The 24,820-nt window shown below is 70.8% G+C and carries 26 protein-coding genes; 19 read left to right on the top strand and 7 right to left on the bottom strand.

The features are described 5' to 3' along the window. Window positions 1–265: 265 nt before the first annotated feature. From hemL to ACFYZQ_RS34495, 8 genes are all read left to right on the top strand, one after another. Window positions 266–1,585 (top strand): glutamate-1-semialdehyde 2,1-aminomutase, encoded by a 1,320-nt coding sequence (hemL, locus tag ACFYZQ_RS34530; RefSeq protein ID WP_389156757.1) that lies wholly within the window; start codon window positions 266–268, stop codon window positions 1,583–1,585. Then, window positions 1,582–2,286, top strand: coding sequence for a histidine phosphatase family protein (locus tag ACFYZQ_RS34525; RefSeq protein ID WP_389156588.1), 705 nt, complete (start codon window positions 1,582–1,584; stop codon window positions 2,284–2,286). Before hemL ends, ACFYZQ_RS34525 begins: the two co-directional genes overlap by 4 nt. Before the next feature lie 155 nt (window positions 2,287–2,441). Continuing rightward, on the top strand, window positions 2,442–3,737 hold the full coding sequence (locus ACFYZQ_RS34520) for a hypothetical protein (protein WP_389156585.1): 1,296 nt from the start codon (window positions 2,442–2,444) through the stop codon (window positions 3,735–3,737). 66 nt (window positions 3,738–3,803) lie between these two features. Further along, complete coding sequence (locus tag ACFYZQ_RS34515; protein WP_389156582.1) at window positions 3,804–4,394, top strand: TlpA family protein disulfide reductase; 591 nt, start codon at window positions 3,804–3,806, stop codon at window positions 4,392–4,394. Window position 4,395: 1 nt separating this feature from the next. After that, window positions 4,396–5,169, top strand: a complete 774-nt coding sequence (locus ACFYZQ_RS34510) for a cytochrome c biogenesis CcdA family protein (protein WP_389156580.1) — start codon at window positions 4,396–4,398, stop codon at window positions 5,167–5,169. Window positions 5,170–5,172: 3 nt separating this feature from the next. After that, window positions 5,173–6,897 carry a cytochrome c biogenesis protein ResB gene (locus ACFYZQ_RS34505; protein WP_389156577.1) on the top strand — a complete coding sequence of 575 codons (1,725 nt, stop codon included), beginning with the start codon at window positions 5,173–5,175 and terminating at the stop codon, window positions 6,895–6,897. Between the two features lie 186 nt (window positions 6,898–7,083). After that, the gene (gene ccsB, locus ACFYZQ_RS34500) at window positions 7,084–8,166 is read left to right on the top strand and encodes a c-type cytochrome biogenesis protein CcsB (protein WP_389156574.1); all 1,083 of its coding nucleotides are present in this window, start codon (window positions 7,084–7,086) and stop codon (window positions 8,164–8,166) included. Window positions 8,167–8,293: 127 nt separating this feature from the next. Further along, window positions 8,294–8,551: a hypothetical protein gene (locus ACFYZQ_RS34495; RefSeq protein WP_389156571.1), complete on the top strand. Its 258-nt coding sequence runs from the start codon at window positions 8,294–8,296 to the stop codon at window positions 8,549–8,551. Here the strand turns inward: ACFYZQ_RS34495 and ACFYZQ_RS34490 are convergent. Then, on the bottom strand, window positions 8,548–10,098 hold the full coding sequence (locus tag ACFYZQ_RS34490; RefSeq protein ID WP_389156568.1) for a hypothetical protein: 1,551 nt from the start codon (window positions 10,096–10,098) through the stop codon (window positions 8,548–8,550). The genes ACFYZQ_RS34495 and ACFYZQ_RS34490 overlap by 4 nt on opposite strands. Continuing rightward, window positions 10,098–12,215: a hypothetical protein gene (locus ACFYZQ_RS34485; protein WP_389156566.1), complete on the bottom strand. Its 2,118-nt coding sequence runs from the start codon at window positions 12,213–12,215 to the stop codon at window positions 10,098–10,100. The genes ACFYZQ_RS34490 and ACFYZQ_RS34485 overlap by 1 nt, the downstream gene beginning before the upstream one ends. Before the next feature lie 158 nt (window positions 12,216–12,373). Between ACFYZQ_RS34485 and ACFYZQ_RS34480 the strand changes: the two genes are divergently transcribed. Together ACFYZQ_RS34480 and ACFYZQ_RS34475 are read left to right on the top strand one after the other, a co-directional pair. Beyond that, entirely contained in the window at window positions 12,374–12,850 is a 477-nt protein-coding gene (locus tag ACFYZQ_RS34480) for a nucleoside deaminase (RefSeq protein ID WP_389156564.1), read from the top strand. Beyond that, complete coding sequence (locus tag ACFYZQ_RS34475) at window positions 12,843–13,820, top strand: isopenicillin N synthase family dioxygenase (RefSeq protein ID WP_389156562.1); 978 nt, start codon at window positions 12,843–12,845, stop codon at window positions 13,818–13,820. The genes ACFYZQ_RS34480 and ACFYZQ_RS34475 overlap by 8 nt, the downstream gene beginning before the upstream one ends. A gap of 51 nt (window positions 13,821–13,871) precedes the next feature. On the opposite strand, the gene ACFYZQ_RS34470 is transcribed toward ACFYZQ_RS34475, so the two are convergent. The 3 genes from ACFYZQ_RS34470 to ACFYZQ_RS34460 all read right to left on the bottom strand — a co-directional run bounded on the left by ACFYZQ_RS34470 (window position 13,872) and on the right by ACFYZQ_RS34460 (window position 15,257). Further along, window positions 13,872–14,225 carry a hypothetical protein gene (locus ACFYZQ_RS34470; RefSeq protein WP_389156559.1) on the bottom strand — a complete coding sequence of 118 codons (354 nt, stop codon included), beginning with the start codon at window positions 14,223–14,225 and terminating at the stop codon, window positions 13,872–13,874. Beyond that, window positions 14,222–14,848: a DUF6232 family protein gene (locus ACFYZQ_RS34465; RefSeq protein WP_389156556.1), complete on the bottom strand. Its 627-nt coding sequence runs from the start codon at window positions 14,846–14,848 to the stop codon at window positions 14,222–14,224. The genes ACFYZQ_RS34470 and ACFYZQ_RS34465 overlap by 4 nt, the downstream gene beginning before the upstream one ends. Before the next feature lie 121 nt (window positions 14,849–14,969). Then, window positions 14,970–15,257 carry a PLDc N-terminal domain-containing protein gene (locus ACFYZQ_RS34460; protein ID WP_389156554.1) on the bottom strand — a complete coding sequence of 96 codons (288 nt, stop codon included), beginning with the start codon at window positions 15,255–15,257 and terminating at the stop codon, window positions 14,970–14,972. 76 nt (window positions 15,258–15,333) lie between these two features. Here ACFYZQ_RS34460 and ACFYZQ_RS34455 point away from each other — a divergent pair, with 76 nt between their 5' ends. The 9 genes from ACFYZQ_RS34455 to ACFYZQ_RS34415 all read left to right on the top strand — a co-directional run bounded on the left by ACFYZQ_RS34455 (window position 15,334) and on the right by ACFYZQ_RS34415 (window position 22,566). Next, the gene (locus ACFYZQ_RS34455; RefSeq protein WP_389156551.1) at window positions 15,334–16,791 is read left to right on the top strand and encodes a menaquinone biosynthesis decarboxylase; all 1,458 of its coding nucleotides are present in this window, start codon (window positions 15,334–15,336) and stop codon (window positions 16,789–16,791) included. Beyond that, window positions 16,788–17,690, top strand: coding sequence for a menaquinone biosynthesis prenyltransferase MqnP (gene mqnP / locus ACFYZQ_RS34450; RefSeq protein WP_389156548.1), 903 nt, complete (start codon window positions 16,788–16,790; stop codon window positions 17,688–17,690). The genes ACFYZQ_RS34455 and mqnP overlap by 4 nt, the downstream gene beginning before the upstream one ends. A gap of 125 nt (window positions 17,691–17,815) precedes the next feature. Beyond that, on the top strand, window positions 17,816–18,472 hold the full coding sequence (locus ACFYZQ_RS34445; RefSeq protein WP_389156546.1) for a UbiX family flavin prenyltransferase: 657 nt from the start codon (window positions 17,816–17,818) through the stop codon (window positions 18,470–18,472). Window positions 18,473–18,539: 67 nt separating this feature from the next. Beyond that, on the top strand, window positions 18,540–18,995 hold the full coding sequence (locus ACFYZQ_RS34440; RefSeq protein ID WP_389156544.1) for an Lrp/AsnC family transcriptional regulator: 456 nt from the start codon (window positions 18,540–18,542) through the stop codon (window positions 18,993–18,995). A gap of 51 nt (window positions 18,996–19,046) precedes the next feature. After that, the gene (gene mqnE, locus ACFYZQ_RS34435) at window positions 19,047–20,210 is read left to right on the top strand and encodes an aminofutalosine synthase MqnE (RefSeq protein ID WP_388798186.1); all 1,164 of its coding nucleotides are present in this window, start codon (window positions 19,047–19,049) and stop codon (window positions 20,208–20,210) included. A 35-nt stretch (window positions 20,211–20,245) separates the two neighbouring features. Next, window positions 20,246–20,899, top strand: coding sequence for a UdgX family uracil-DNA binding protein (locus ACFYZQ_RS34430; protein WP_389156541.1), 654 nt, complete (start codon window positions 20,246–20,248; stop codon window positions 20,897–20,899). A 16-nt stretch (window positions 20,900–20,915) separates the two neighbouring features. Then, on the top strand, window positions 20,916–21,440 hold the full coding sequence (locus ACFYZQ_RS34425; protein ID WP_389156538.1) for a GNAT family N-acetyltransferase: 525 nt from the start codon (window positions 20,916–20,918) through the stop codon (window positions 21,438–21,440). Window positions 21,441–21,524: 84 nt separating this feature from the next. Next, window positions 21,525–21,836, top strand: a complete 312-nt coding sequence (locus ACFYZQ_RS34420; RefSeq protein WP_389156535.1) for a DUF4229 domain-containing protein — start codon at window positions 21,525–21,527, stop codon at window positions 21,834–21,836. A 46-nt stretch (window positions 21,837–21,882) separates the two neighbouring features. Beyond that, on the top strand, window positions 21,883–22,566 hold the full coding sequence (locus ACFYZQ_RS34415) for a TetR/AcrR family transcriptional regulator (protein ID WP_389156532.1): 684 nt from the start codon (window positions 21,883–21,885) through the stop codon (window positions 22,564–22,566). Here ACFYZQ_RS34415 and ACFYZQ_RS34410 read toward each other — a convergent pair. After that, window positions 22,548–23,414 (bottom strand): MaoC family dehydratase, encoded by an 867-nt coding sequence (locus ACFYZQ_RS34410; protein WP_389156529.1) that lies wholly within the window; start codon window positions 23,412–23,414, stop codon window positions 22,548–22,550. The genes ACFYZQ_RS34415 and ACFYZQ_RS34410 overlap by 19 nt on opposite strands. Further along, window positions 23,414–24,751, bottom strand: a complete 1,338-nt coding sequence (locus ACFYZQ_RS34405; protein ID WP_389156526.1) for a 3-oxoacyl-ACP reductase — start codon at window positions 24,749–24,751, stop codon at window positions 23,414–23,416. The genes ACFYZQ_RS34410 and ACFYZQ_RS34405 overlap by 1 nt, the downstream gene beginning before the upstream one ends. Window positions 24,752–24,820 lie beyond the last annotated feature (69 nt).

Below are 24,820 nucleotides of genomic sequence, written 5' to 3'. Positions count from 1 at the left end.
CGGCCCCCGCCGCGCAACCCGATCATCGTGTCAGTGACCTCCCCCACGGCCGCCCGCCGAAACGTGCGGGGAAACAACAGTCCGCAGGATCAGGTCCAGGGTCATGTCCCAGTCTCGCAGATGGCGGAGGGTCGCCCGCGAGTTTGTGGCAGCGGCCCCCGCTTTGTCGGAGTCACTCCGCCGTCGGCCTACCCTGATGAGGTCACCCTGTCGAAGAAGGTGGGAGAAGCCGCAGGTCATGAGTGAAGCCAACTCCTCGGGAGCGCTGCCGGCAGCGCCCTACCCCTACGAAGCGCCCGTCTCGCAGGAACTGTTCGACCGCGCGTCCGCCGTCACGCCGGGCGGCGTGAACTCCCCGGTGCGCGCCTTCCGCGCCGTGGGCGGCACGCCCCGCTTCATGGTCTCCGGCACCGGCCCGTACCTCACCGACGCCGACGGGCGGGAGTACGTGGACCTGGTGTGCTCCTGGGGGCCGATGATCCTCGGGCACTCCCACCCCGAGGTCATCGCCGCCGTCCAGGAGGCCGTCGCACGCGGTACGTCCTTCGGCACGCCCGGTGAGGGCGAGGTCGCCCTCGCGGAGGAGATCGTCGCCAGGGTCGAGCCCGTCGAGCAGGTACGGCTGGTGTCCAGCGGGACCGAGGCAACCATGTCGGCGATCCGGCTCGCCCGCGGGTTCACCCGGCGGTCCAAGGTGATCAAGTTCGCCGGTTGCTACCACGGGCACGTGGACTCGCTGCTGGCCGCCGCGGGCTCCGGAGTCGCCACCTTCGCGCTGCCCGACACCCCGGGCGTCACCGGCGCCCAGGCCGGCGACACGATCGTGCTGCCGTACAACGACCTGGAGGCCGTGCACGCCGCGTTCCGGGCCCACCCCGGTGAGATCGCCTGCGTGATCACGGAGGCCTCGCCCGGCAACATGGGCGTGGTACCGCCGCTGCCCGGCTTCAACCAGGGGCTCAAGGACGCCTGCGCGCAGAACGGCGCCCTGTACATCTCCGACGAGGTGATGACCGGCTTCCGTACCAGCCGGGCCGGCTGGTACGGCGTCGACGGGGTCCGGCCGGACCTGATGACCTTCGGCAAGGTGATGGGCGGCGGCTTCCCGGCCGCGGCGTTCGGCGGCCGGGCCGACGTCATGGCGCACCTCGCGCCCGCCGGGCCCGTCTACCAGGCCGGCACCCTCTCCGGGAACCCGGTCGCCACCGCCGCGGGCCTCGCCCAGCTGCGGCTGCTCGACGACGCCGCGTACGACAAGGTGAACGCCGTGTCGGAGCAGATCCAGCAGCTGGTCACCGAGGCGCTCACCAAGGAGGGCGTGGCGCACCGGCTGCAGAGCGCCTCCAACATGTTCTCCGTCTTCTTCACGGACCGCGCCGTGCGGAACTACGAGGACGCCAAGGCGCAGGAGTCCTTCCGCTTCACCGCGTTCTTCCACTCGTTGCTGGCGAACGGCGTCTACCTGCCGCCGTCGTCCTTCGAGTCCTGGTTCGTTTCCACGGCCCACGACGAGCAGGCCGTCCAGAAGATCGCCGACGCCCTTCCGGCGGCGGCCCGAGCGGCGGCGGAGGCCACGGCGGCATGAGCGGCAACGGCAACGGCAACGACAGCAAGGACATCACCGTCGTCCACCTCATGCGGCACGGCGAGGTGGAGAACCCCACCGGCGTCCTCTACGGCCGGCTGTCCGGCTACCACCTCTCCGAGCTGGGCCGGCAGATGGCCGAGCGGGTCGCCGAGCACCTCGCCCCGCGTGATGTGACGTACGTCGCCGCCTCCCCGCTGGAGCGGGCACAGGAGACCGCCACCCCGATCGCCAAGGCGCACGGCCTGGACCTGGGCACCGACGAGCGGCTCATCGAGGCCGAGAACGTCTTCCAGGGCAAGACCTTCGGCGTCGGGGACGGGGCGCTGCGCAGACCGGAGAACTGGAAGCACCTGGTCAACCCGTTCAAGCCGTCGTGGGGGGAGCCGTACGTCGACCAGGTCGTGCGGATGATGGGCGCGCTGAACGCGGCCAAGGACCGGGCGCGTGGGCACGAGGCCGTGCTGGTCAGCCACCAGCTGCCGATCTGGATCGTGCGGTCGTACGTCGAGCGGCGGCGGCTGTGGCACGATCCGCGCAAGCGGCAGTGCACGCTCGCCTCCCTGACGACTTTCACATACCAGGGTGACAGGATCGTCTCCGTCGGCTACTCCGAGCCCGCCCGCGATCTCGTCCCGGCCCATCTGCTGGCCGGTGCCAAGCCGGTGAAGGGTCAGCAGGGGAAGGCGTTCGGGGCCTGACGGCGGCCTGATGCGAGCCTGAGAGATCCGTCACAGGCACCCGGGACATACCCGTTACATTTGTTGCGGATTATCTGAAAAACCGAGGAACCTACCGGTTCGTCACGCCCTCTGAGTGGGTGACCACCAGCAGGACGTGACGAATCGGGGTCCTCATGCGCACCTTCTCCCGCCGGGGAATGCTCGGCCTCGGCGCGGCCACCGCGGCCGCCGCCTCACTCGCCGGCTGCGGAACGCTCGACGGGTCAGACGACGGAGGCCACAACTCCGGTTCCCGCAAGGGGCGCTCCCAGGGCCACGGCAAAGGCAGCGGTGGCAGCGGTGCGCACCCCGCCCGCCCCATCGGCGACGGCTCCACGTCCTTCACCGGCAAGCAGCCCCACCAGCCCGCCAAGCCCGAGCCGCTCCAGCCCGGCCAGGAGCCGCCGCAGTTCGTCGTGTTCTCCTGGGACGGCGCCGGCGAGGTCGGCAACGGTCTCTTCCCGCGCTTCCTGGACCTCGCCAAGGAGCACGGCGCGAGCATGACCTTCTTCCTCTCGGGGCTGTACCTGCTGCCCGAGTCGAAGAAACGGCTGTACAACCCCCCGAACAACCCGCGCGGCGCCTCCGACATCGGCTACCTCACCGACGACCACGTCAAGGCCACCCTGACCAACGTCCGCCGCGCCTGGCTCGAGGGCCACGAGATCGGCACCCACTTCAACGGGCACTTCTGCGGCGAGACGCACGGCTCGGTCAAGTGGTGGACGCCGCAGCAGTGGAAGAGCGAGATCGAGCAGGCCAAGTCCTTCGTCAAGGAGTGGCGGACCAACACCGGCTGGAAGAACCTGCCCGCGCTGCCGTTCGACTACGACAAGGAGCTCGTCGGCGGCCGTACGCCCTGTCTGCTCGGCCAGGACCACCTGCTGCCCACCGCCCGCGAGCTCGGCTGGCGCTACGACGCCTCCTCGCCCGGCGGGCGCCAGGTGTGGCCGGTCAAGCGCATGGGGATCTGGGACCTGCCGTTGCAGCAGATACCGTTCCCCGGCCACTCCTTCGAGGTCCTCTCGATGGACTACAACATGCTCGCCAACCAGTCCGTCAACTCCACCAAGGCCCCGGCCTACAACTACCCGCGCTGGCGGAAGCAGTCCGCCCAGGCCTACATATCCGGATTCCAGCGGGCGTACGAGACGAACCGGGCGCCGCTCTTCATCGGCAACCACTTCGAGCACTGGAACGGCGGCATCTACATGGACGCCGTCGAAGAGGCCTTCAAACACATCGCCCGGGAGAAGGAGAAGGGCGCCGATGTGCGGCTGGTCTCCTTCCGGCAGTTCGTGGACTGGATGGACGTGCAGAAGCCCGAGGTGCTCGCCAAGCTGCGTACCCTGGAGGTCGGGCAGCCGCCCGCAGGAGGCTGGAAGGGCTTCCTGTCGGACACCGGGAAGGCCGCCTCGAACGCTGCCTGAAATGCGGTTTTCCGCCCGCAAGGGGGGTGCCCGACGCGCCCGGAACGGGCATGCGAAACTTTTCACATGAGTACCCGCAGCCGCGCCATCCTGCTCAGCGCCGTGGCCGCCACGGCGGCCCTGACCCTGTCCGCATGCGGCAACGGCGGCATGTCCGGCGGAGGCGGCAACACCAACTTCGTCACCGGCAAGAACGGCATCGACACGGTGCCGCAGGGCAAGCGGGTCGCCGCCCCCGACCTGTCCGGCAAGACGGTCGACGGCAAGACCCTCGACGTCGCCGACTACAAGGGCAAGGTCGTCGTCATCAACGTCTGGGGCTCCTGGTGCCCGCCCTGCCGGGCGGAGGCGAACTACTTCGCCAAGGTCTCCAAGGAGTACCAGGGCAAGGGCGTGCAGTTCGTCGGACTCAACACCCGGGACTCCAGCACCACCCCCGCGGTCGCCTTCGAGAAGGGCCACGGGATCACCTACCCCAGCCTGTACGACCCGACCGGCAAGCTGATGCTGCGCTTCAAGAAGGGCACGCTCAACCCCCAGCTGATCCCCTCCACCCTGATCCTCGACCGGGACGGGAAGATCGCCGCGCGGGCGTTGCAGGCGCTCAGCGAGGAGAGCCTGCTGAAGATGCTCAAGCCGGTCCTCGCGGAGAAGTGACGTGAGCGCGCTTGTGACGCTCGCCGCGGAGACGGGCCCGAACCAGACCGTCCTCAACGGCGCCCTGCTGATCGCCCTGCCCATCGCCGTGCTCGCCGGGCTGGTCTCCTTCTTCTCTCCCTGTGTCCTGCCGCTGGTCCCCGGCTACCTGTCCTATGTGACGGGAGTCACCGGAGTCGACCTGGGTGAAGCCCGGCGGGGCCGGATGGTGGTGGGCGCGTCCCTGTTCGTACTCGGCTTCACGGTGGTTTTCGTCTCCGGCGGGGCACTGTTCGGCTTCTTCGGGCAGACGCTGCAGGAGCACAAGGACGTTCTGTCCAGGGTGCTCGGCGTGCTCATGATCCTGCTGGGCGTCTTCTTCATGGGGCTGATGCCCTGGCTGACCCAGCGCGAGTTCCGCTTCCACAAACGACCCGCCACAGGCCTCGCGGGCGCACCCCTGCTCGGTGCCCTGTTCGGGATCGGCTGGACGCCCTGCATCGGCCCCACCCTCGGCTCCGTCGTCGCCCTGTCGTCCACGCAGGCGAGCGCCGGCCGCGGCGCCATACTGACCGTCGCCTACTGCCTCGGCCTCGGCGTCCCCTTCGTCCTCACCGCGGTCGCCTTCCGCAAGGCCCTCGGTGCGTTCGGCTGGGTCAAGCGCCACTATGTCTGGGTGATGCGCATCGGCGGCACGATGATGATCCTGACCGGTGTGCTGCTGCTGACCGGCGCGTGGGACCGCCTGGTGCAGGAGATGCAGACCTGGTCCAACGGCTTCACTGTGGGGATCTGATCCATGAGCAAGACCACTGTCGACAACTCCACGGGCGCAGCCGAGGACCAGGGCCTCGGAGCGGCCGGCTCCCAGCTGTCCACCGCCCCCCGGGAGGAGCTCACCAGTGCGCCCGGCATGGGTGTCATCGGCTGGGCCCGCTGGTTCTGGCGCCAGCTCACCTCCATGCGGGTCGCGCTGCTGCTGCTCCTGCTGCTCTCGCTCGGCGCGATCCCCGGGTCGCTGATCCCGCAGACCGGCGTCGACGCCACCAAGGTCGCCGAATTCCGCAAGTCCCACACGGTGCTCGCGCCGATCTACGACAAGCTCGGCCTCTTCCACGTCTACAGCTCGGTGTGGTTCTCCGCGATCTACATCCTGCTGTTCATCTCCCTCGTCGGCTGCATCGTCCCGCGCACCTGGCAGTTCGTCGGCCAGCTGCGCGGCCGTCCGCCGGTCGCGCCCAACCGGCTGACCCGGCTGCCCGCCTACACCACCTGGCGCACGACGGCCGAACCCGAGCAGGTCCGCGAGGCCGCGCTCGCCCTGCTGAAGAAGCGCCGCTTCCGCGCCGATCTCACCGGTGACGCCGTCGCCGCGGAGAAGGGCTACGTCCGCGAGCTGGGCAACCTGGTCTTCCACATCGCGCTGATCGTGCTGCTGATCGCCTTCGCCTCGGGCCAGCTGTACAAGTCGGACGGCACCAAGCTGATGGTGGAGGGGGACCCCGGCTTCTCCAACGTGCTGCCGATGTACGACGACTTCAAGTCCGGCAGCATGTTCACCCCCGACGACCTGGTGCCCTTCAGCTTCGACCTCGAGGACTTCAAGGCCACCTACGAGACCAGCGGCCCCAACAAGGGCACCGCGCGCACCTTCCAGGCGAAGATCGACTACAGCAAGGGCGCGGACGGCAAGGCCACTCCGACCACCATCAAGGTCAACGAGCCGCTGAAGATCGACGACTCCAAGGTCTACCTCGTCAGCCACGGCTACGCGCCCGTCATCACCGTCCGCGACGGCAAGGGCAACGTCGTCTACAAGGACGCCGTGCCGCTGCTGCCGCTCGACGGCAACATCACCTCACAGGGTGTCATCAAGGTCATGGACGGCTACAAGAACGCCCAGGGCGTCAGTGAGCAGCTCGGCGTCCAGGCCTTCTTCCTGCCGACCTACGGCGGCGGCTCCTCGGTCCTGTCGACCTTCCCGGCGCTCAACAACCCGGTGCTGAACCTGACGCCGTACCACGGCGACCTCGGTGTCGACGCGGGCATCCCGCAGAGCGTGTACCAGCTCGACAAGAGCCACATGAAGGACTACAAGGACGCCAAGGGCAAGCAGCTCAGGGGCAACCTGAGGCCCGGGCAGACCATGAAGCTGCCGAACGGCGCCGGCTCGATCACCTTCGAGAAGGGCGTCAAGGAGTGGGCGGGCTTCGAGATCGTCCAGGAGCCCGGCAGCGGCTGGGCCCTCGGCGGCGCACTCGCCGCGATCTTCGGCCTCGCCGCGTCCCTGTTCATCCAGCGCCGTCGCGTCTGGGTCCGGGCCGTCCGCGGCGCCGACGGTGTCACGGTCGTCGAGATGGCCGGCCTCGGCCGCAGCGAGTCCGCCAAGGTGCCCGAGGAACTGGGCGACCTCGCCGGAATCCTCTACGACCAGGCGCCGGGGGCACCCGACGACGCGGAGGCGGAGCCGGACGGCGCGTCCGACTCCGACGCCGCAGACACTGAAGGGGCTGAGCAGCATTGAATCCTCTCCCCCGCGGATCCAGGGAGATTCCTGGCTCACGCCGCCCGGCGGACCAGCGGCCCGTCAGGTCTTCCACGATCAACGCCAGCCGGGTCGAAACCAGCCCGGTAACACGACCGCAAGCTTCCCCGCAGACCTCACCGCCCGACGGCAAATCGCCGGGATATCACCCGAAGGAGTGCTGAGGTGACTCTCGCCGCCGCCACCAACGAACACCTCGCGAGCATGAGCAACACGCTCATCTACTCGTCGATGGCCGTCTACACCCTGGCCTTCTTCGCCTACATCGCCGAATGGCTCTTCGGCAGCCGCAGCAAGGTGGCCCGCACGGCCTCCGCGCTCACGGCGGACGCCAAGGCCGCGAAGGGGGGCCCCGCCGTCACGGTGAAGCAGGCCGGGGGGACCGCCGTGCTGGAGCGGCCCCAGGTCGTCGTGCGCTCCGCGTCCGGGGCCAGGGACGTGCCGGACGGCCCCGGTGCCCACGGCGGTGACGAGCAGGGCGACCTCTACGGGCGGATCGCCGTCTCCCTCACCGTGCTCGCCTTCCTCGTGGAACTGGCCGGGGTCGTCACCCGCGCGGCCTCCGTGGAGCGGGCGCCGTGGGGCAACATGTACGAGTTCAACATCACCTTCTCCACGGTCGCGGTCGCCGTCTACCTCGGGCTGCTGGCCCTGAAGAAGAACGTCCGCTGGATGGGCCTGTTCCTGATCACCACGGTCCTGCTCGACCTGGGCCTCGCGGTCACCGTCCTCTACACCGCGAGCGACCAGCTCGTCCCGGCGCTGCACTCGTACTGGCTGTACATCCACGTCTCCACCGCGATCTTCTGCGGCGCGGTGTTCTACGTCGGCGCGGTCGCCACGATCCTGTACCTCTTCAAGGACTCGTACGAGAACAAGCTGCAGACCGGCGGCAAGCCCGGCAGCTTCGCGACGTCGGTGCTGGAGCGGCTGCCCGCCTCCTCCTCGCTCGACAAGTTCGCCTACCGCGTCAACGCGGCCGTCTTCCCGCTGTGGACGTTCACGATCATCGCGGGCGCGATCTGGGCGGGCGACGCCTGGGGCCGCTACTGGAACTGGGACCCCAAGGAGACCTGGTCCTTCATCACCTGGATCGGCTACGCCACCTACCTGCACGCCCGCGCCACGGCCGGCTGGAAGGGCCGCAAGGCCGCCTACCTGGCGATGATCGCGTTCGGCTGCTGGCTGTTCAACTACTACGGCGTCAACATCTTCGTGAGCGGCAAGCACTCCTACGCGGGCGTCTGAGCCCCCGGAGGCCGACCCGGTCGCCGGCCTGAAGCAACTCTTTCCAAGCCACGCGGCGTCCTACACGGTGACACGCCCGGAAACTTCCCCCGGGCGTGTGGCCACCCCCTGAGTCGAGGACGGTACCGTGACGCTGAACCCCTCCTTCTGCCTGAATGTTCCCGAAGACTTCGACGACTCGGAGGCGGAGACCGGGGTGCATCCGATAGCCAGGAAACTCTTCCTCGGGGCGAACGCCGCCCATGCCTTCGCAAAGGCACAAGCGTGGGTGAGCGAGCACGACATTCAAGTCGCCGACGTCTCATGGGACTTCCTCGACGGCGAGGACGAGCCCCACTGCCTGAGCGTCTACTTCACGTTCGAACTCGAACCTGACCTCTCCTAGGACGGCGGCAGGCACTCCTTCCCCGGCGGCTTCCCCTCCGGCCAGGCGGTCTTCACGAAGCGGGAGCCGCCCTCGGGGACGAGCTCCACGATCGGTACGGCCTTGTCGTACGGGTTGCCGTGCGCGTCCAGGCAGATCCAGCCGCCGGCGCCGCCCAGCCGTAGCGCACCCTGCACCTGGGTCCACTCGTGGCCCACCGTGGCCAGCGCCGGGGTCGCCGAGCCGCGGTGCGTGGCCATGCGGATGCCGCGCACGGCGAGCCGTACGGCGTCGTAGCCGATGATCAACTGGCCGTCGTCCAGGGCCACCGAGCCGATCGGGCCGACCGGCCCGCGCCTGCCGTCCGCCACCAGCCGCTGCAGGTCCTGCGCGTCCTTGGCCGAGCCGCCGGTGGCGGACGCGGGGGCCGCCTTCCAGGCGTCCGGGTGGGCGAGAGAGGTGTAGCGCACCGAGAGGTTGTGCTCCAGGGCGCCGCGGTCCAGCTTCTTGTCGCCGCTCAGGTACGAGCCCTCGTCACCGGTGAGCACGGTGAACTTCCGGTCCGCGCAGCCGCGTCCGCCCAGCGCGTTGATGAACTGCCGCAACTGTGTGTGCCGGCCCGCGAAGAGGATCGTGTCCGTCGACTTGGGCGTGGAGCACAGGATCTGCGTGATCTCCCAGAACGTGTTGGCGGTCGTGCCCTCCTTGCTGCGGTCGGCGGGCGGGTAGAACGGCCGCGGCTCGTACCGCGACCCCTTCAGCAGCGCCGTGAACGCGCTCTGCAGCGTCCGCGTGTAGGGGTCGCCGGGGTTGTCGTACACCAGCAGTGCCCGGCCCGCGCTCACCTTCGCGAAGGAGGCCAGCGCACGGGCCTCGTCGGTGTTGGTCGGCGAGACCCGCGCCAGCCCCGGGAACGGGTCCTTGCCGCCCTGGCCGTTGGCCAGGTCGTCGGCGGTGATGGAGGAGCCGACCACCGGGATCCCGCGCCGGGTCAGCTCCTTCACCGCCTTCTTGTTGTTGTCCGTGCTCTGCCCGACCCCGGCGACCGCCCGCAGCCGGTCCGCGGTCCTCGTCATCCCGTCCAGCTCGTCCACCGTGAGCTGCCAGTGGTCGCCGGTGGCCCCGGGGTTGGCGAGCACCAGCCGGATCGCCGGGGCCTCGCCGTTGGACTGGTGGTTGGCCTGGTACTGGGCCAGGTAGGCGCCCTGGAGCTGGTGCTGGATGTCGGCCAGGTTCGCGGGGGCGGTCGAGGTGAACGGCAGCATCAGGGCCACCGTCACGTACCTGCCGGGCTTCAGCCGCCCGTTCTCCCGCTCGATCGCCCGGACCGCGTCCCGGAACTGCGGCCGCCCGAAGTCATACCCGCCCGTCGCCACGCCCACGCACTCGTCGCTGCCCTCGGGCCGCACCACCCCCGCCGCGCAGGACCGGTCGTCGTGCGCGAGCGTCCGCACCGCGAAGACCAGACCGACCAGCAGCGCCACCGTGACCAGCAGCGCCAGATAGCGGCGCAACGGGATCTCCCACACGCCCTCGCGCACCCACGTGCCCACGCCCCTGCGCGCCATCACGCCTCCCCGCCCGGTCCGCCCGTGCCGTCGCCGTCTTCCTCGTCGTCCCAGGTGTCCAGCGGGCGCCCGGCCAGCGCGCTCGCGGGCCAGTCCCGGGAGGCCCGCCACAGCAGCGCGTTGCCCGCGGGCCGCAGGTTGGACAGCTGCTCCAGCTCGAACCGCAGCCGGTCGCACACCTTGGGATCCGGCAGCACCAGCGGGTCGGAGAGCTGCCACACCGCGTGCAGCAACCGCCGCACCCGCAGGTGCAGTACGGCGTCCACGCCCGGCGGCGCTTCCTGCACCGCGTCCGTGCGGCCCAGCGCCACGGCGGCCCGCCGGTCGCCCCGGCCGGTGAAGTCGCGGCCGTCGGCGTCGTGCGCGTGGAAGTACGGCGCGGCGGCGACGAAGCGGAGGGTGCGCAGCCAGGTGCGGGTGTCGGCGGTGAGGAAGGTGTCCCGCAGGTGCGCGACCGCCGAGTCCGCGGAGCCCAGGGCGAGTTCGTGGTACAGCCGGTAGCCGGCCCGGCCGGGCTCCTCGTCGGCGTCCGGCGCGTAGTGCGCGATCAGCGTCTCGTGCGCCGCCCGCCAGCCGCTGTGGTCGGCGTCCCGCAGGTGCAGCCGGAGCAGCAGCAGGGTCCGTACGAAGGGGTCGCCGACGAAGTGCCCGGGTACGCCCGGCAGCCCTTCCTCGGCGAGCCGGGTCTGCAGGGCCCGTACGTCCGAGGGGCCGAAGTCGTCCGGGAGGAGCGCGGTCGCCAGGGCGCAGGCGGAGTCGTGGTCGTGGGCGGCGGCCAGCACGGTGAGTTCGTCCAGCCGGTCGGCGGGCACCAGCCGGTCGAGCAGCTCGCGGTAGGCGGGCGCGCCGTCATGGTCCTCGTGCAGCCGCACGTCGGCGGTGAGCAGCTCACCGAGGGACGTGGCCCCGGGCAGGTGCTGCGCGGCGGACTCGGCGAGCAGGGCTATGCCCAGCGGGTTGCCGCCCGTCAGCCGGTGCGTGGCGTGCGGGAGTTGGGGAGGCACGGGAGTCTCGTCGCAGACCGCGCCGACGATGTGCAGGGTGTCGTCGGGGCTGAGCGCGGGCAGCGACACCAGCAGCGCCCGGGAGGACGGCACGACCGCGTCCGGCGTCCAGCCGCTGCGCCGGGCCACCTCGGGCAGGCCGTGACGGGCGGCGTTGCGCAGCGCCTCCCGGCCCTCACCGCGCCGGGCGCCGATGAACACCACCCGGTCGGCGATGCCCTCGGCACGGTCCCGCAGCACGGCGTCGACGAGCCCGGGCCCGGGCGGGACCTGCGCGTTGTCGACCAGCACCAGCGGCCGGCCCAGGCGCTGCATGCGCGGCAGCATCCCCGTGTACGCCTCGGTCAGGTCGGTGAGCAGGGCCCGTACGAGATACCGCTCGGCGTGCTCCCGGGAGGTGCCGCCCGCCCGGAAGTGCCCCGCGAGCAGCATCAGCCCGCGCTGGGCGTGTCCTCCGGCGTTCGGGTACGTGCGGTACCACACGGATGCCTTCTGGTGGCGCCGGTGCGAGAACCCTTCCGCGACGGACTCCAGGGTGGCCTCGATGGCTCCCGACAGCAGCGGCCCGGTGCCGGTCGCGGCGGCGACGACCTTCGCCGCCACCTTCCCCGCCCATCGCCCGGCGAAGCCACTGATCCACGACCCGCTCTCGCCCAGCAGCAGGATCCGTTCGACCTCCCGCCGGATCCGCTCGGAGTCGGCGTCGCCCCAGCCGCTCGCGGCCACCGCGACCAGGCCCGACATCAGCCGCGGGAACTGGATCCGCCCGGCACCGGTCACCGGCTCGGCGAGTTGCTCGGCGATCACCAGCAGTGCCTGCGCCACCGGCGACCAGGACTCGGCGGGCCGGTCCGCGGGCGGCCGGGCGAACTGTTCGTCGGCGCAGTCGATCAACGCGACCGGTGTGTGTCCCCGGTACGCCTCCCGTAATTCGCCGAGCACCGCGCTCTTGCCCAGCCCTCGGGCCCCCGTGAGCAGGACGAGGGGCAGCTCCTTCGGATGCTCGACCGGATGCGCGCGATGCTGGTACGGGCGCAAGCCCACCAGCCGCGGAGCGAGCCCGGCCGGATCCGTGTCGAACAGGGCCCCACGCCCGTGCAGACGTCTGTGCACCGCATCCCCCCTTGACTCAAGTGTAGGAAGAGGTAGTTGCTTCCGACTAGATCGCGTGATGTCCGTTGGGTTACGAAATTGGGCGGAGTGTCGGCATGGAGCGCCGGATCGTCGGCATGCAGCACCGGACCGTCGGGGCGGAGTGCCAGAGTGGAGGCATGGATCAGGCACAGGCACGCACCTGGCTCGCCACCGCCGTCGCCGAGGCCCGCGCCGGTCTCGCCGAGGGCGGTATCCCGATCGGCGCCGCGCTCTACGGCCCCGACGGCACCCTCCTCGGCCGCGGCCACAACCGCCGGGTCCAGGACGGCGACCCCTCGACGCACGCGGAGACGGCGGCCTTCCGGGCGGCGGGACGGCAGCGGACGTACCGGGGGACGACCATGGTGACCACCCTCTCCCCGTGCTGGTACTGCAGCGGGCTGGTCCGGCAGTTCGGCATCTCGCGGGTGGTGGTCGGCGAGGCGGTCACCTTCCACGGCGGACACGACTGGCTCGCGGAGAACGGCGTCGAGGTGGTCCTCCTCGACGATCACGAGTGCACGGCGCTGATGCGCGACTTCATCGCGCGGAACCCGGCTCTGTGGAACGAGGACATCGGCGAGAGCACCGGAGAGGACACCGCGGATGACTGAGCCCCGTATCCCCACCATCGACCTGCGGCCGTGGCGGGGCGGCGACCGGGACACCCGCGCCCGTATCGCCCGCACCGTCGACGAGGCCCTGCAGACCGCCGGGTTCCTGCTGGTCACCGGGCACGGAGTGGAGCTGGGGCTGCGCTCGCGGATCCGGGCGGCCGCGCGGGCGTTCTTCGCGCTGCCCGCCGAGGTGAAGCAGGCGTACGAGGCGAGGGTCGGCGGGCGCGGCTGGCTGGGGCCGGGCGCGGAGGCCAACGGGTACGCCGAGGGGACCGAGACTCCGCCGGACCTGAAGGAGTCGCTGACGTTCGCCACGCAGGAGCCGTTCGACGACCCGGTCGTCAACGCCGAGTGGTACGCGCCCAACGTGTGGCCCGCCGAGGTGCCCGGACTGCGGCCGCTGTGCGAGGAGTACCTCGGGATGATGGCCGCGCTGGAGAAGGAACTGCTTCTGCTGCTCGGGTACGCCCTCGGGCTCGAGCCGGACTTCTTCAGCCGGCACATGGACCGTCCGACGTACGGCTTCAACATCAACTGGTACCCCGGGACCGAGGTGATCGGCGAGGCGCGGCCCGGGCAGTTCCGGATCGGCCCGCACACCGACTTCGGGACGGTCACCATCCTGGACCGGCAGGCCGGCAAGGGCGGGCTGCAGGTGTACACCGACCCCTCGGAAGGCGGCGCCGGCTGGGAGGACGCGCCCTACGATCCCGCCGCTTTCACGGTCAACATCGGTGATTTGCTGGCCCGTTGGACCGGTGACCGGTGGCGGTCCGGACGGCACCGGGTGCTGCCACCGCCCGCGGAAGCGCCCGCCGAGGAGCTGATGTCGCTCGTGTACTTCGGGGAGTGCACCCCTGGCACACGGGTGGAGTCCGTGCCGGCGCCGGTGGGGCGGGTGGCGTACCCGCCCGTCGACTCCCATGTGTACCTGAGGGAGAAGCTCGACTCGATCACCGTCGACTGAGCGCCGGGTCACAGGTGGCGGTGGCGGCAACCACGAGGCGCGGTGCCGCCCCTACGAACTCAGCAGCCCCAGGATCTTGTTGACCGCCTCCACGACCGGCTGGCCCACGGCCCCCACCGTCGCCGCGATGCCCGCGACCGCCATCAGCGCCCGGTGCCGCTCCTGCGGCGCGGCGTCCGGGTCGGCGGTGATGTCCGGCAGGGAGTCGTCGATGGCCTGGGCACTGGCGGGCGGCACCTGTGCCCGCAACTGCCCCACCAGCACGATCAGTTCCCCGATCGCGGCCTGCAGTTCGGGGGAGGCGGCGGGCGCGGCGGGCGCCGTCTGGTTCTTGACGATGCCCGTGTTGCCCCGCCCGCCGTGCATGGTCACGCTGTCACCGAAGTAGTAGTTGTCGCCGTTCACGCGTGTGACACCCCCACGTTGCCCGTACCGCCGTACATGTTGACGTTGTCCCCGAAGTAGTAGTTCCTGGGGTTGACCATGAGCCGCTCCACCCGGACCTGGAACTCGGCCTCCGGGTTCTCGATCGCGTGCACGATCGAGCCGACCAGGGCGTCGAGCTGGCGCGGGTCGCGGCTCGTCACCATGGCGATGGACGGGCCCGAGGTCTCCACGGCCAGCACGTACTGCACCGGCGACGTCAGCACGGAGTACAGCTCGACCAGGCTGAACACCAGCGCGGCCACCGCGCCCAGCCACACGAACGTGACGATCCCGCTGGCCGCGCTCTCGCTCGCGATGCCCGTGATGCCGCCGAGGATCGTCAGGGCGAACGCCACCGACAGGATGATCCCCAGGCGCTTCAGGAAGAGCATCGTGGCTTCCTTGCGCTTCGGCTTCAGCAGGTAGGTGTACACCCGCGTCACGTTCTCCAGCGGGTACGCGCCCCCGCCGACCCAGAGCAGCCGCTTGCCGACCCGCAGGTCGATACCGGTCGCCGACTCCGGCGGCACGGAGGGCGGCGGCGGGATGTCGTAGTGCCCCGGTGGTTCGGGTCTGGCGACCGGCGGCTCCGTGCTGCTCATCTGTCCCCCTGAGGTATGGGTGATGACACGACCCATCACTGACTGCTGCTCATTAACCACTCAAGGTGGCCCTGTGGGCAAGTGGGAATCAGCGGGCAACTGTGAGGCAGTTGTGGAGAGTTCAGTCCTTGGGATCGTCCTTGTCCAGGGACTTCAGGAACTCCGGGTTGTCGTCGGGTGCCACCCAGCGGCCCCCGGCCGCGCCCGGAGCGCCCGCCCCGGCACCGCGCACCTTGCCGGCGATCAGCCAGCCGAGCGGGCCGACCAGCACCTCGCCGAAGAGCAGGATGACGATCACCCAGATCACCTTCGGCAGGACCCGCACCTCCTCCTCGGGGGTGTTCAGGCAGTCCACGAAGGCGTAGATCCACACCGCCAGGACCAGCAGGAACGGCAGATACCTGAGCATGCGTGCGCGAACTCCTCGGGAAGTGGGACGGCCCCGGTGACCGGGCCAGGGTAGCGGGTGGCAGATACTGGGACGCATGGCTTACGACGATCTTCGCTCCCTGCTCAGGGCACTGGAGCGCGAGGGGGACCTCAAGCGCATCAAGGCCGAGGTCGACCCGTATCTGGAGGTCGGGGAGATCGTCGACCGGGTGCAGAAGTCCGGCGGCCCCGCCCTGCTCTTCGAGAACGTGAAGGGCTCCGCGATGCCGCTGGCGATGAACGTCTTCGGCACCGACCGCCGGCTGCTGAAGGCGCTCGGCCTGAAGTCGTACGGCGACATCAGCGACAAGATCGGCGGGCTGCTGCGGCCCGAACTGCCGCAGGGCTTCGTCGGGGTGCGCGAGGCCTTCGGCAAGCTCGGCGCGATGACGCACGTACCGCCGAAGAAGGTCAAGCCGGACAGCGCGCCCGTGCAGGAGGTGGTCCTGCAGGGCGACGAGGTGGACCTCGACCGGCTGCCCGCGCTGTTCACCTGGCCCAAGGACGGCGGCTCCTTCTTCAACCTCGGCCTCACCCACACCAAGGACCCGGAGACGGGCGTCCGCAACCTCGGGCTGTACCGCCTCCAGCGCCACGACAGGCGCACCATCGGCATGCACTGGCAGATCCACAAGGACAGCCGCAACCACTACCAGGTGGCGGCCCGAAGGGGGGAGCGCCTGCCCGTCGCCATCGCCTTCGGCTGCCCGCCCGCCGTCACCTACGCCTCCACCGCCCCCCTCCCCGGCGACATCGACGAGTACCTGTTCGCCGGGTTCATCGCGGGCAGGCGGATCGAGATGGTCGACTGCAAGACGGTTCCGCTCCAGGTCCCGGCGCACGCCGAGGTCGTCCTGGAGGGCTGGCTGGAGCCCGGCGAGATGCTCCCGGAAGGCCCCTTCGGCGACCACACCGGCTTCTACACCCCGCAGGAGCCCTTCCCCGCGCTGAAGATCGACTGCGTGACGATGCGCCGCCGCCCCCTGCTGCAGTCGATCGTCGTCGGCAGGCCCCCGACGGAGGACGGCCCCCTCGGCCGCGCGACCGAGCGCTTCTTCCTCCCCCTGCTGAAGATCATCGTCCCGGACATCGTGGACTACCACCTGCCCGAGGCCGGCGGCTTCCACAACTGCGCGATCGTCTCCATCGACAAGAAGTACCCCAAGCACGCGCAGAAGGTGATGCACGCCGTGTGGGGCGCGCACATGATGTCGCTGACCAAGCTGATCGTGGTCGTCGACGCCGACTGCGACGTCCACGACCTCCACGAGGTCGCCTGGCGGGCCCTCGGCAACACCGACTACGCCCGCGACCTCACGGTCGTCGAGGGTCCCGTCGACCACCTCGACCACGCCTCCTACCAGCAGTTCTGGGGCGGCAAGGCGGGCATCGACGCGACGAAGAAGTGGCCCGAGGAGGGGTACACGCGGGACGGCGGGTGGCCCGACATGGTGGAGTCGGACCCGGAGACGGCGGCCAAGGTCGACCGCCGCTGGAAGGAGTACGGGCTGTGAGCAGCGCGTCAGCCGCGATCCCCCAGCCGGGGCGCACCAAGGCGTTCCTGCGCCTGGTGATGATCGAGCACTCCGTCTTCGCCCTGCCCTTCGCGTACATCGCCTCCCTCACCGCGATGTACCAGTGGGACCGGAACATCCACTGGGGCCGGCTGCTGCTGGTCACCGTCTGCATGGTGGGCCTGCGGACCTTCGCGATGGCGGTCAACCGGATCATCGACCGCGAGATCGACGCGAGGAACCCGCGCACCGCCCACCGTGAGCTGGTGACCGGCGCGATGTCGGTGAAGCACGCCTGGACGGGCGCCCTGATCGCCCTGGTGGTCTTCCTCGGCGCGGCGGCCCTGCTGAACCCGCTGTGCCTGGCCCTGGCCCCCATCGCGGTGATCCCGATGGTGGTCTACCCGTACGGCAAACGCTTCACGAACTTCCCGCAGGCCATCCTGGGCCTCGCCCAGGCGATGGGCCCGGTCGGCGGCTGGCTGGCGATCAGCGGCGAGTGGTCCTGGGAGGCGGTGATCCTCGGCCTCGCGGTCGGCGTCTGGATCGGCGGCTTCGACCTCATCTACGCCTGCCAGGACGTCGAGACCGACCGTGAGATCGGCGTCATGTCGGTCCCGGCCCGTTTCGGCATCCCGGCGGCCATCTGGGGCGCGCGGGCCTGCCACGCGATCACGACGGCCCTGTTCGTCTGGTACGCCCTCGCCACCCACGCCGGTCCGTTCTTCTGGCTCGGCCTGGTGATCGTCGCGGGCGCCTTCGGCTACGAGCACCGGATCGTCCGCCCGCACGACCTGTCCCGTCTGAACAGGGCGTTCTTCAGCGTCAACGGGTTCATCGGGATCGCCCTGTTCGTGTGCGCGCTGCTCGATCTGCTGGTGCGCGGCCTCACCGTGTAGTCCGTTCGGGTGCGGGCCGTGCCCCGTCGGGCCGGGTCGACTGCCCCGGACGGCACCCCACCCGTCCTGAACACCACTCGCCCCGCCGGTACGCTCAAGATGTGAACGCAGGAGAAACGCAGCGCGTGCCTTGGATCGTGGGGGTGTCCGGAGCATCCGGGACGCCGTACGCGGCAGCGGTGCTGCGGGCGCTGCTGGAGGCGGGGGAGCCGGTCGACCTCGTGGTGTCGAGGGCGTCGCGGCTCACGCTGCTGGACGAGACGGGGATCTCGTTCCGGGACGCGCACTGGCGGGACGACCTGCGGGATTGGCTGGCCAGGGGGGCCGACGGCAAGCCGGGCACCTTCCACGTGGACGTCACGGGGGTGCGCTACTGGAGCGCGGGGGACCTCGCGGCCGGGCCGTCCTCGGGGTCGTACCCGGTGCGGGGGATGCTCATCGTGCCCGCCTCCACCGCGTGCGTGGCCGGGGTCGCGCTGGGGCTGTCGAAGGACCTGCTGCAGCGGGCCGCGAGCGTCACGCTGAAGGAGCGCCGCAAACTGGTCGTCGCCGTACGGGAGACCCCGCTGAACGGGCAGACGCTGCGTCACCTGGTCGCGCTGGACGACGCGGGAGCGACCGTGGTGCCGACCTCGCCGGCCTTCTACGCGGGCGCCACCCACATCCAGGACCTGGTGGACTTCGTCGCCGGACGCGTCCTCGACGCGGCAGGCGTGGAGCACCGGCTCTACCGCCGCTGGCAGGGCGAACTCGGCGGCGGCGAAGCAACCCGAAAGACCTGAGCGCCATCTGAGCTAGTCGCAGTACCTCTCATCTCTCAAGAACATTTCACCGGAAGGCTTCGATCGCATGGACGCGGTGGACAGGCAGCTCATCCAGGCCCTCAGGGAGAACGGCCGGGCCTCCTACGCGGAGCTGGGGCGCCTCGTCGGCCTGTCGGGACCCAGCGTCACCGACCGCATCAACCGGCTGGAGGCGGCCGGTGTCATCACCGGCTACCGCGCCACCGTGGACTCCGCCTCCCTCGGCCTCGGAGTCACGGCCCTGATCGGCATCTCGCTGTCCGACGCCGCCGACCACGAGGACGTGGCCCGCCGGCTGAAGGACCTGCCGGAGATCGAGGACTGCTGGTTCATCGCCGGCGACGACTCCTTCATGCTCAAGGTGCGCTCGCCCGACGTCGACGAGCTGGAGAAGACCATCCGGCGCCTCAGCGGCACGAAGGGCGTCTCGCGGACCCGCACCACCATCGTGCTGTCCACGAAGTGGGAGAACCGGGTCGGGGAGCTGCCCGAGGAGATGTAGGCGCGCGGTGGGGGCGTAACGTTGGGCGAGTTGTCGTAGAAAGGTGTTGGCATGGACGTCGGGCTCAAGCGCGAGCTGGAGGAGAAGGTCCGCTCCGGTGAGCGGCTGACCCGTGAGGACGGCATCGCGCTGTACGAGTCGGACGACCTGGCCTGGCTCGGCGGACTCGCCCACGAGGTGCGGACGCGGAAGAACGGCGACGTCGTCCACTTCAACGTCAACCGGCACCTCAACATGACGAACGTGTGCACCGCGTCCTGCGCGTACTGCTCGTTCCAGCGCAAGCCGGGCGAGAAGGACGCGTACACGATGCGCATCGAGGAGGCGGTGAAGCTCGCCAAGGCGATGGAGGGGGAGAACCTCACCGAGCTGCACATCGTCAACGGCCTGCACCCCAACCTGCCCTGGCGTTACTACCCGCGCTCCCTGCGGGAACTGAAGGCCGCCCTGCCGAACGTGTCCCTGAAGGCGTTCACGGCCACCGAGATCCACCACTTCGAGACCATCTCGGGCCTCAGCGCGAGCGAGATCCTCGACGAACTCATCGACGCGGGGCTCGAGTCCCTCACCGGCGGCGGCGCGGAGATCTTCGACTGGGAGGTCCGCCAGCACATCGTCGACCACCGTACCCACTGGGAGGACTGGTCGCGGATCCACCGCCTGGCGCACGAGAAGGGGCTCAAGACCCCCTGCACCATGCTCTACGGCCACATCGAGGAGCCCCGTCACCGCGTCGACCACGTGCTGCGGCTGCGTGAACTGCAGGACGAGACGAACGGCTTCCAGGTCTTCATCCCGCTGCGCTACCAGCACGACTTCGTGGACATGCAGGACGGCAAGATCCGCAACCGCCTTCAGGCCCGGACCCAGATGGCGACCGGCGCGGAGGCCCTGAAGACCTTCGCGGTCTCGCGCCTCCTCTTCGACAACGTCCCGCACGTCAAGGTCTTCTGGGTGATGCACGGCGTGCAGACCGCCCAGCTCGCCCTTCAGCACGGCGCCGACGACATGGACGGCTCGGTCGTCGAGTACAAGATCACTCACGACGCGGACAACTACGGGACCCCGAACAAGCTCACCCGCGACGACCTGCTCGACCTGATCCGCGACGCCGGCTTCCGCCCGGTGGAGCGCAACACCCGGTACGAGATCATCCGCGAGTACGAGGGCCCGGACCCGGCGCGCCGGGAGTCGCCGCAGCCGATGCGGGTGTGACGTGACGCCCCATGCCGGACGGGTACTCGTCCGGCATGGCCACCACGAAGGCCCCTGAGCAGGCCTACACCGCCGAGCCCTTCGTACCGGACCGTGCCGACGGCCTGGACGGCCTCCGTGAGGCCGCCGCAGGTTGCCGTGGCTGCCCCCTGCACCGGAACGCGACCCAGACCGTCTTCGGCGAGGGCACCGCGCACGCGCGCGTGATGCTGGTCGGCGAGCAGCCCGGTGACCAGGAGGACCGCCAGGGCAGGCCCTTCGTGGGACCCGCCGGGAAGCTCCTGGACAAGGCGCTTGCCGAGGCGGGGATCGACCCGGGCGAGGCGTACGTGACCAACGCCGTCAAGCACTTCAAGTTCACCCAGGCCGAGCCCCGCAAGCGCCGCATCCACAAGGCGCCCACCCTGCGCGAGATGGCCGCGTGCGGGCCCTGGCTCGCGGCCGAGCTCGCGCTGGTGGAACCGGAGCTGATCGTGGTGCTGGGCGCCACCGCCGGGAAGGCGCTGCTCGGCTCGTCGTTCCGGGTGACTGAGGTGCGCGGGACGGTGCTGGAGCGGGAGATCCATGGGCGGCGGGAGCGGCTCGTCCCCACGGTGCACCCGTCCGCGGTGCTGCGCGCGGAGGACCGGGAGGGGGCTTACCGGGGGCTGGTGGCGGATCTGAACGTGGCTGCACGCGAGCTGTCGTAATAAGTATTATCCCTGTATGCCCCTTACCTTCACGCTCGATCCCGCCGTCACGCCCGCCCTGCGCGACGGCATCCTCGACCTGTGGACCGACGTCTCCAACGCGGGCGGAGCGGTCGGCTTCGTGGCGCCGGTGACCCGCGAGGAGATACGCCCCGAGCTGGTGAAGCACCTCGTCGCGATGGCCGAGGGCCGCCACCGCCTCCTGGTCGGGTTCGACGAGGCGGGCGAGCCGGCCGCCACCGCCTTCTTCGCCTTCAACACCCACCGGCTGATGACGCACTGGGTGTGGCTCTACACGGTGATGATCCACCCGCGACACCAGGGCAAGGGGTACGGCCGCGACCTGCTGGCGGCCGCCGAGGACGCCGCCCGCGGCTTCGACGGCATCGACGCGATACGGCTCACCTGCCGGGGGGGCCTCGGCCTCGAGCGGTTCTACGCCTCCTGCGGCTACAAGGAGGTCGGCCGGGTGCCCGACGCGATCCGGGTGGCGCCCGGGGACGACCGGGACGACATCACGATGCTCCTGCCTCTGAGGTGATTCGTCCCACCCGCTTCCAGGACGGGCGACTGGGCGTGCTTCACTGGACGGTGCCCCTTTTCGGAATCGGAAGACTGGATTGAGATGCTCCGCTACACGCTGATGCGCCTCGGTATCTTCGCGGGCTGCCTCGTGGTCGTCTGGGGCGCCGTCTACTCCGGCATCTTCCCGCGCGGCTTCGGCGCCTCGAACTTCCTGTGGATCCTGCTCCTCGCCATGGTGATCTCCGCGCCGATCAGCTGGGTCGTGCTGCGCAAGGAGCGGGACCGCGCCTCCGTGCAGATCGTGGAGAGGGTCGACCGGGCGAAGGCCAACCTCGACGCCAACCGCAGCCAGGAGGACCTGGCCGACGACACCGCGCGGGCGCAGGGCCGGACCTCCTCTTCCTCCTCCTGAGCGCAGGCCCGGGGGCGGGAGCCGTGCCCCCAACTACTCTTGCCCCATGGGTGCCGTGAAGACCAAGCGGATGCCGCGCGCGGTGCGGGAGCAGCAGATGCTCGACGCCGCCGTACGGACCTTCGGCGAGCGGGGGTACATGGCCGCGTCGATGGACGAGATCGCCGAACTGGCGGGCGTGTCCAAGCCGTTGGTGTACCTGTACCTGAACTCGAAGGAAGACCTCTTCACCGCCTGCATCCGCCGTGAGGCGAAGGCGCTCACCGAGGCGGTACGGGACGGGGTCCGGCCCGGACTGCCCGCCGACCGCCAGCTCTGGGAGGGGCTCCAGGCGTTCTTCGCGCACACCGCCGAGCACCCGGACGGCTGGTCCGTGCTGCACCTGCAGGCCCGCACCCACGGCGAGCCCTTCGCCGCCGAGGTGACGGCGATGCGCGAGGAGCTCGTCGCGTTCGTCACCCGGCTGATCGCCGAGGCCGCCCGGGAGGCCCACCGCAACCCTGATCTCCCCGAGCACGAGGTCGCCGGCCTTGCCGAGGCCCTGGTCGGTGCCGCCGAGTCCCTCGCCGCCTGGGCCAACGCCACCCCGGGCGTCACGGCCCGGCAGGCCGCGGCGACCCTGATGAACTTCGCGTGGGCGGGCCTGGGCGACCTCATGGACGGGCGGCCGTGGTCCCCGCCGGAACCGGGGCCGCCGCGGGAGCCCGGGGCTCAGCCGGCCGCCGGGTAGACACCCCCGGCCACGTGCACCTTCTCGCCGCCCCGCAGCTCGAACCGCCCGTCGCCGTCCGCCGCGTACACCACCGTCCCCGGCAGCAGCACCGGCGCCCGGAACTCCGCACGGACCAGCGCGGCCCGGGGCGTGCCGTGGGCGGCGAGGCAGCGGGCGACGGTCCACATGCCGTGGGCGATGGCGCGCGGGAAGCCGAAGAGGCGGGCGGTGAGAGGGTGCAGGTGGATGGGGTTGCGGTCGCCGGAGGCAGCCCCGTACCGCCGTCCCACGTCCCCGGCGAGCCGCCACTCGGCGACGGGCGGCAGTACCTCCCGCAGCGGCGGGGGCGCCTCGCCCTGCGTGGCGGTGCCGGTGCGGTGCCGCGCCAGGTAGGTGCTCGTCGACTCCCACACCAGGTCCCCGCCGCCCGCGCCGTCCCGCAACTCGGTGACGACGGTGGCCTCGGTGCCGCGCCGGTGCGGCGACAGACCGGCGACGTACACGGTGAGCTGGTACTCGCGGTCGGCCGGGAGGGCGGTGCGCCGGGTGATCTCGATGGAGGTGTGGACGAGGCCGAGCAGCGGCAGCGGGAAGTCCCGGCCGCTCATCAGCCGCATGGCGAGCGGGAAGCCGAGGACGTGCGGGTAGGTGACCGGGAGCCCGTCGTCGCCGGTGGCGAAGCCGCACACCCGCTCGTACGCGGCCAGCCGGTCCTGGTCGACGCGTACGCCGGGCAGCACCAGCCGGGCGCGCGGGTAGTCGGCATCCGGCCGGGGCCGCTTGAACGGCGAGCGCAGGGCGCCGCGGGCGAGCAGGGGAGCGAGTGCGGGGGAGCCGGTCAGGACGACGGCGGACACGGCGCCCATCAGGCCCCCAGCAGGCTCTGGCCGCAGACCCGGACGACCTGCCCGTTGACCGCACCGGAGGCCGGATGGGCCAGCCAGGCGGTGGTCTCGGCGACGTCGACGGGCAGCCCGCCCTGGGCGAGTGAGTTCATCCGCCGCCCGGCCTCCCGGATGAACAGGGGGACCGCGGCGGTCATCTTCGTCTCGATGAAGCCGGGCGCGACCGCGTTCACGGTGACCTGGTGCTCGGCCAGCGCCCGCGGCGCGAGGGACCGCACCAGCCCGGCCACCCCCGCCTTGCTCGCCCCGTAGTTCGTCTGCCCCGCGTTCCCGGCCAGCCCGGCGATCGACGCGGTCGCCACGATCCGCCCGCCGGGGCGCAGGGCGCCGCCCGCGAGCAGCGCGTCCGTCGTGCGCAGCACACTGGCGAGGTTGACCTCCAGAACCGCACTCCACCGCTCGGCGGGCATGTTGACCAGCCGCCGGTCCCGGGTGATGCCGGCGTTGTGGATCAGCACGTCGAGCCCGGCGGGCAGCGCGTCCATAATCCGCTCACCGGCGTCGGCGGCGGTGATGTCGAGGGCGAGGGCGGTGCCGCCGAGCCGTTCGGCGACCCGGCGGGCGTCCGCCTCGGCCGCCGGCACGTCCAGTACGACGACCTGGGCGCCGTCCCTGGCCAGCGTCTCGGCGACCGCCTCCCCGATGCCGCGCGCGGCGCCGGTGACCAGCGCGGTGCGCCCGGCCAGCGGCCGCTCCCAGTCGCCGGGGGCGGTGACCCCACCGCCGCCGAGGCCGTCACCGACGCCGATGACCTGGCCGCTGACGTAGGCCGACTTGGGGGAGAGCAGGAAGCGCAGGGTGGACTCGGCGGCGTCCGCGTCGGTGAGCCGGACCAGGTTCACGGTCCTGCCCCGCCCGATCTCCTTGCCCAGCGACCGGGTGAAGCCTTCCAGGGCCTGCTGGGCGGCGGACTGGTGGTGGTCGGCGGGGTCGAGCGGGGCGCCCAGCACCACCACCCGGCCGCTCGCGGCGACCGACCGCAGGACAGGGTGCAGGGCCGCGTGCACCTCGCCCAGCGTTCCGACGTCCCGGACACCGGTGGCGTCGAGGACGGCGGCGGCGGGCTTCTCGGCGCCCGTGCGCGCGCCCGATTCCGTACCGGCCGGGATTCCCGTGCGGGCGAGGACGGGAGCCAGGTCCAGGTCGGACTTCCCGGCGGTGAGCTGGAGCAGCGGGCCGCCCAGGGAGGTCTCCCGCTCCGACCAGCGCTTCAGCGGCGCGGGCTGCGGCAGTCCCAGTCGACGGGTGAGGAAGCGGCCGGGCGCGGTGCCGGTGAAGCTCAGGTAGCGGTCGGCCATCTGACGACTCCCAGGGGTCCAAATGCTTACTCTGGAGTAAGGTTACCGGAGGTAAGCCTACGTCACGGT

The organism is Streptomyces sp. NPDC001843, assembly GCF_042891955.1.
Classification (GTDB): Bacteria; Actinomycetota; Actinomycetes; order Streptomycetales; family Streptomycetaceae; genus Streptomyces.
The sequence above is the reverse complement of the archived record's forward strand: the minus strand, read 5'-3'. Positions and strand labels throughout refer to the sequence as shown.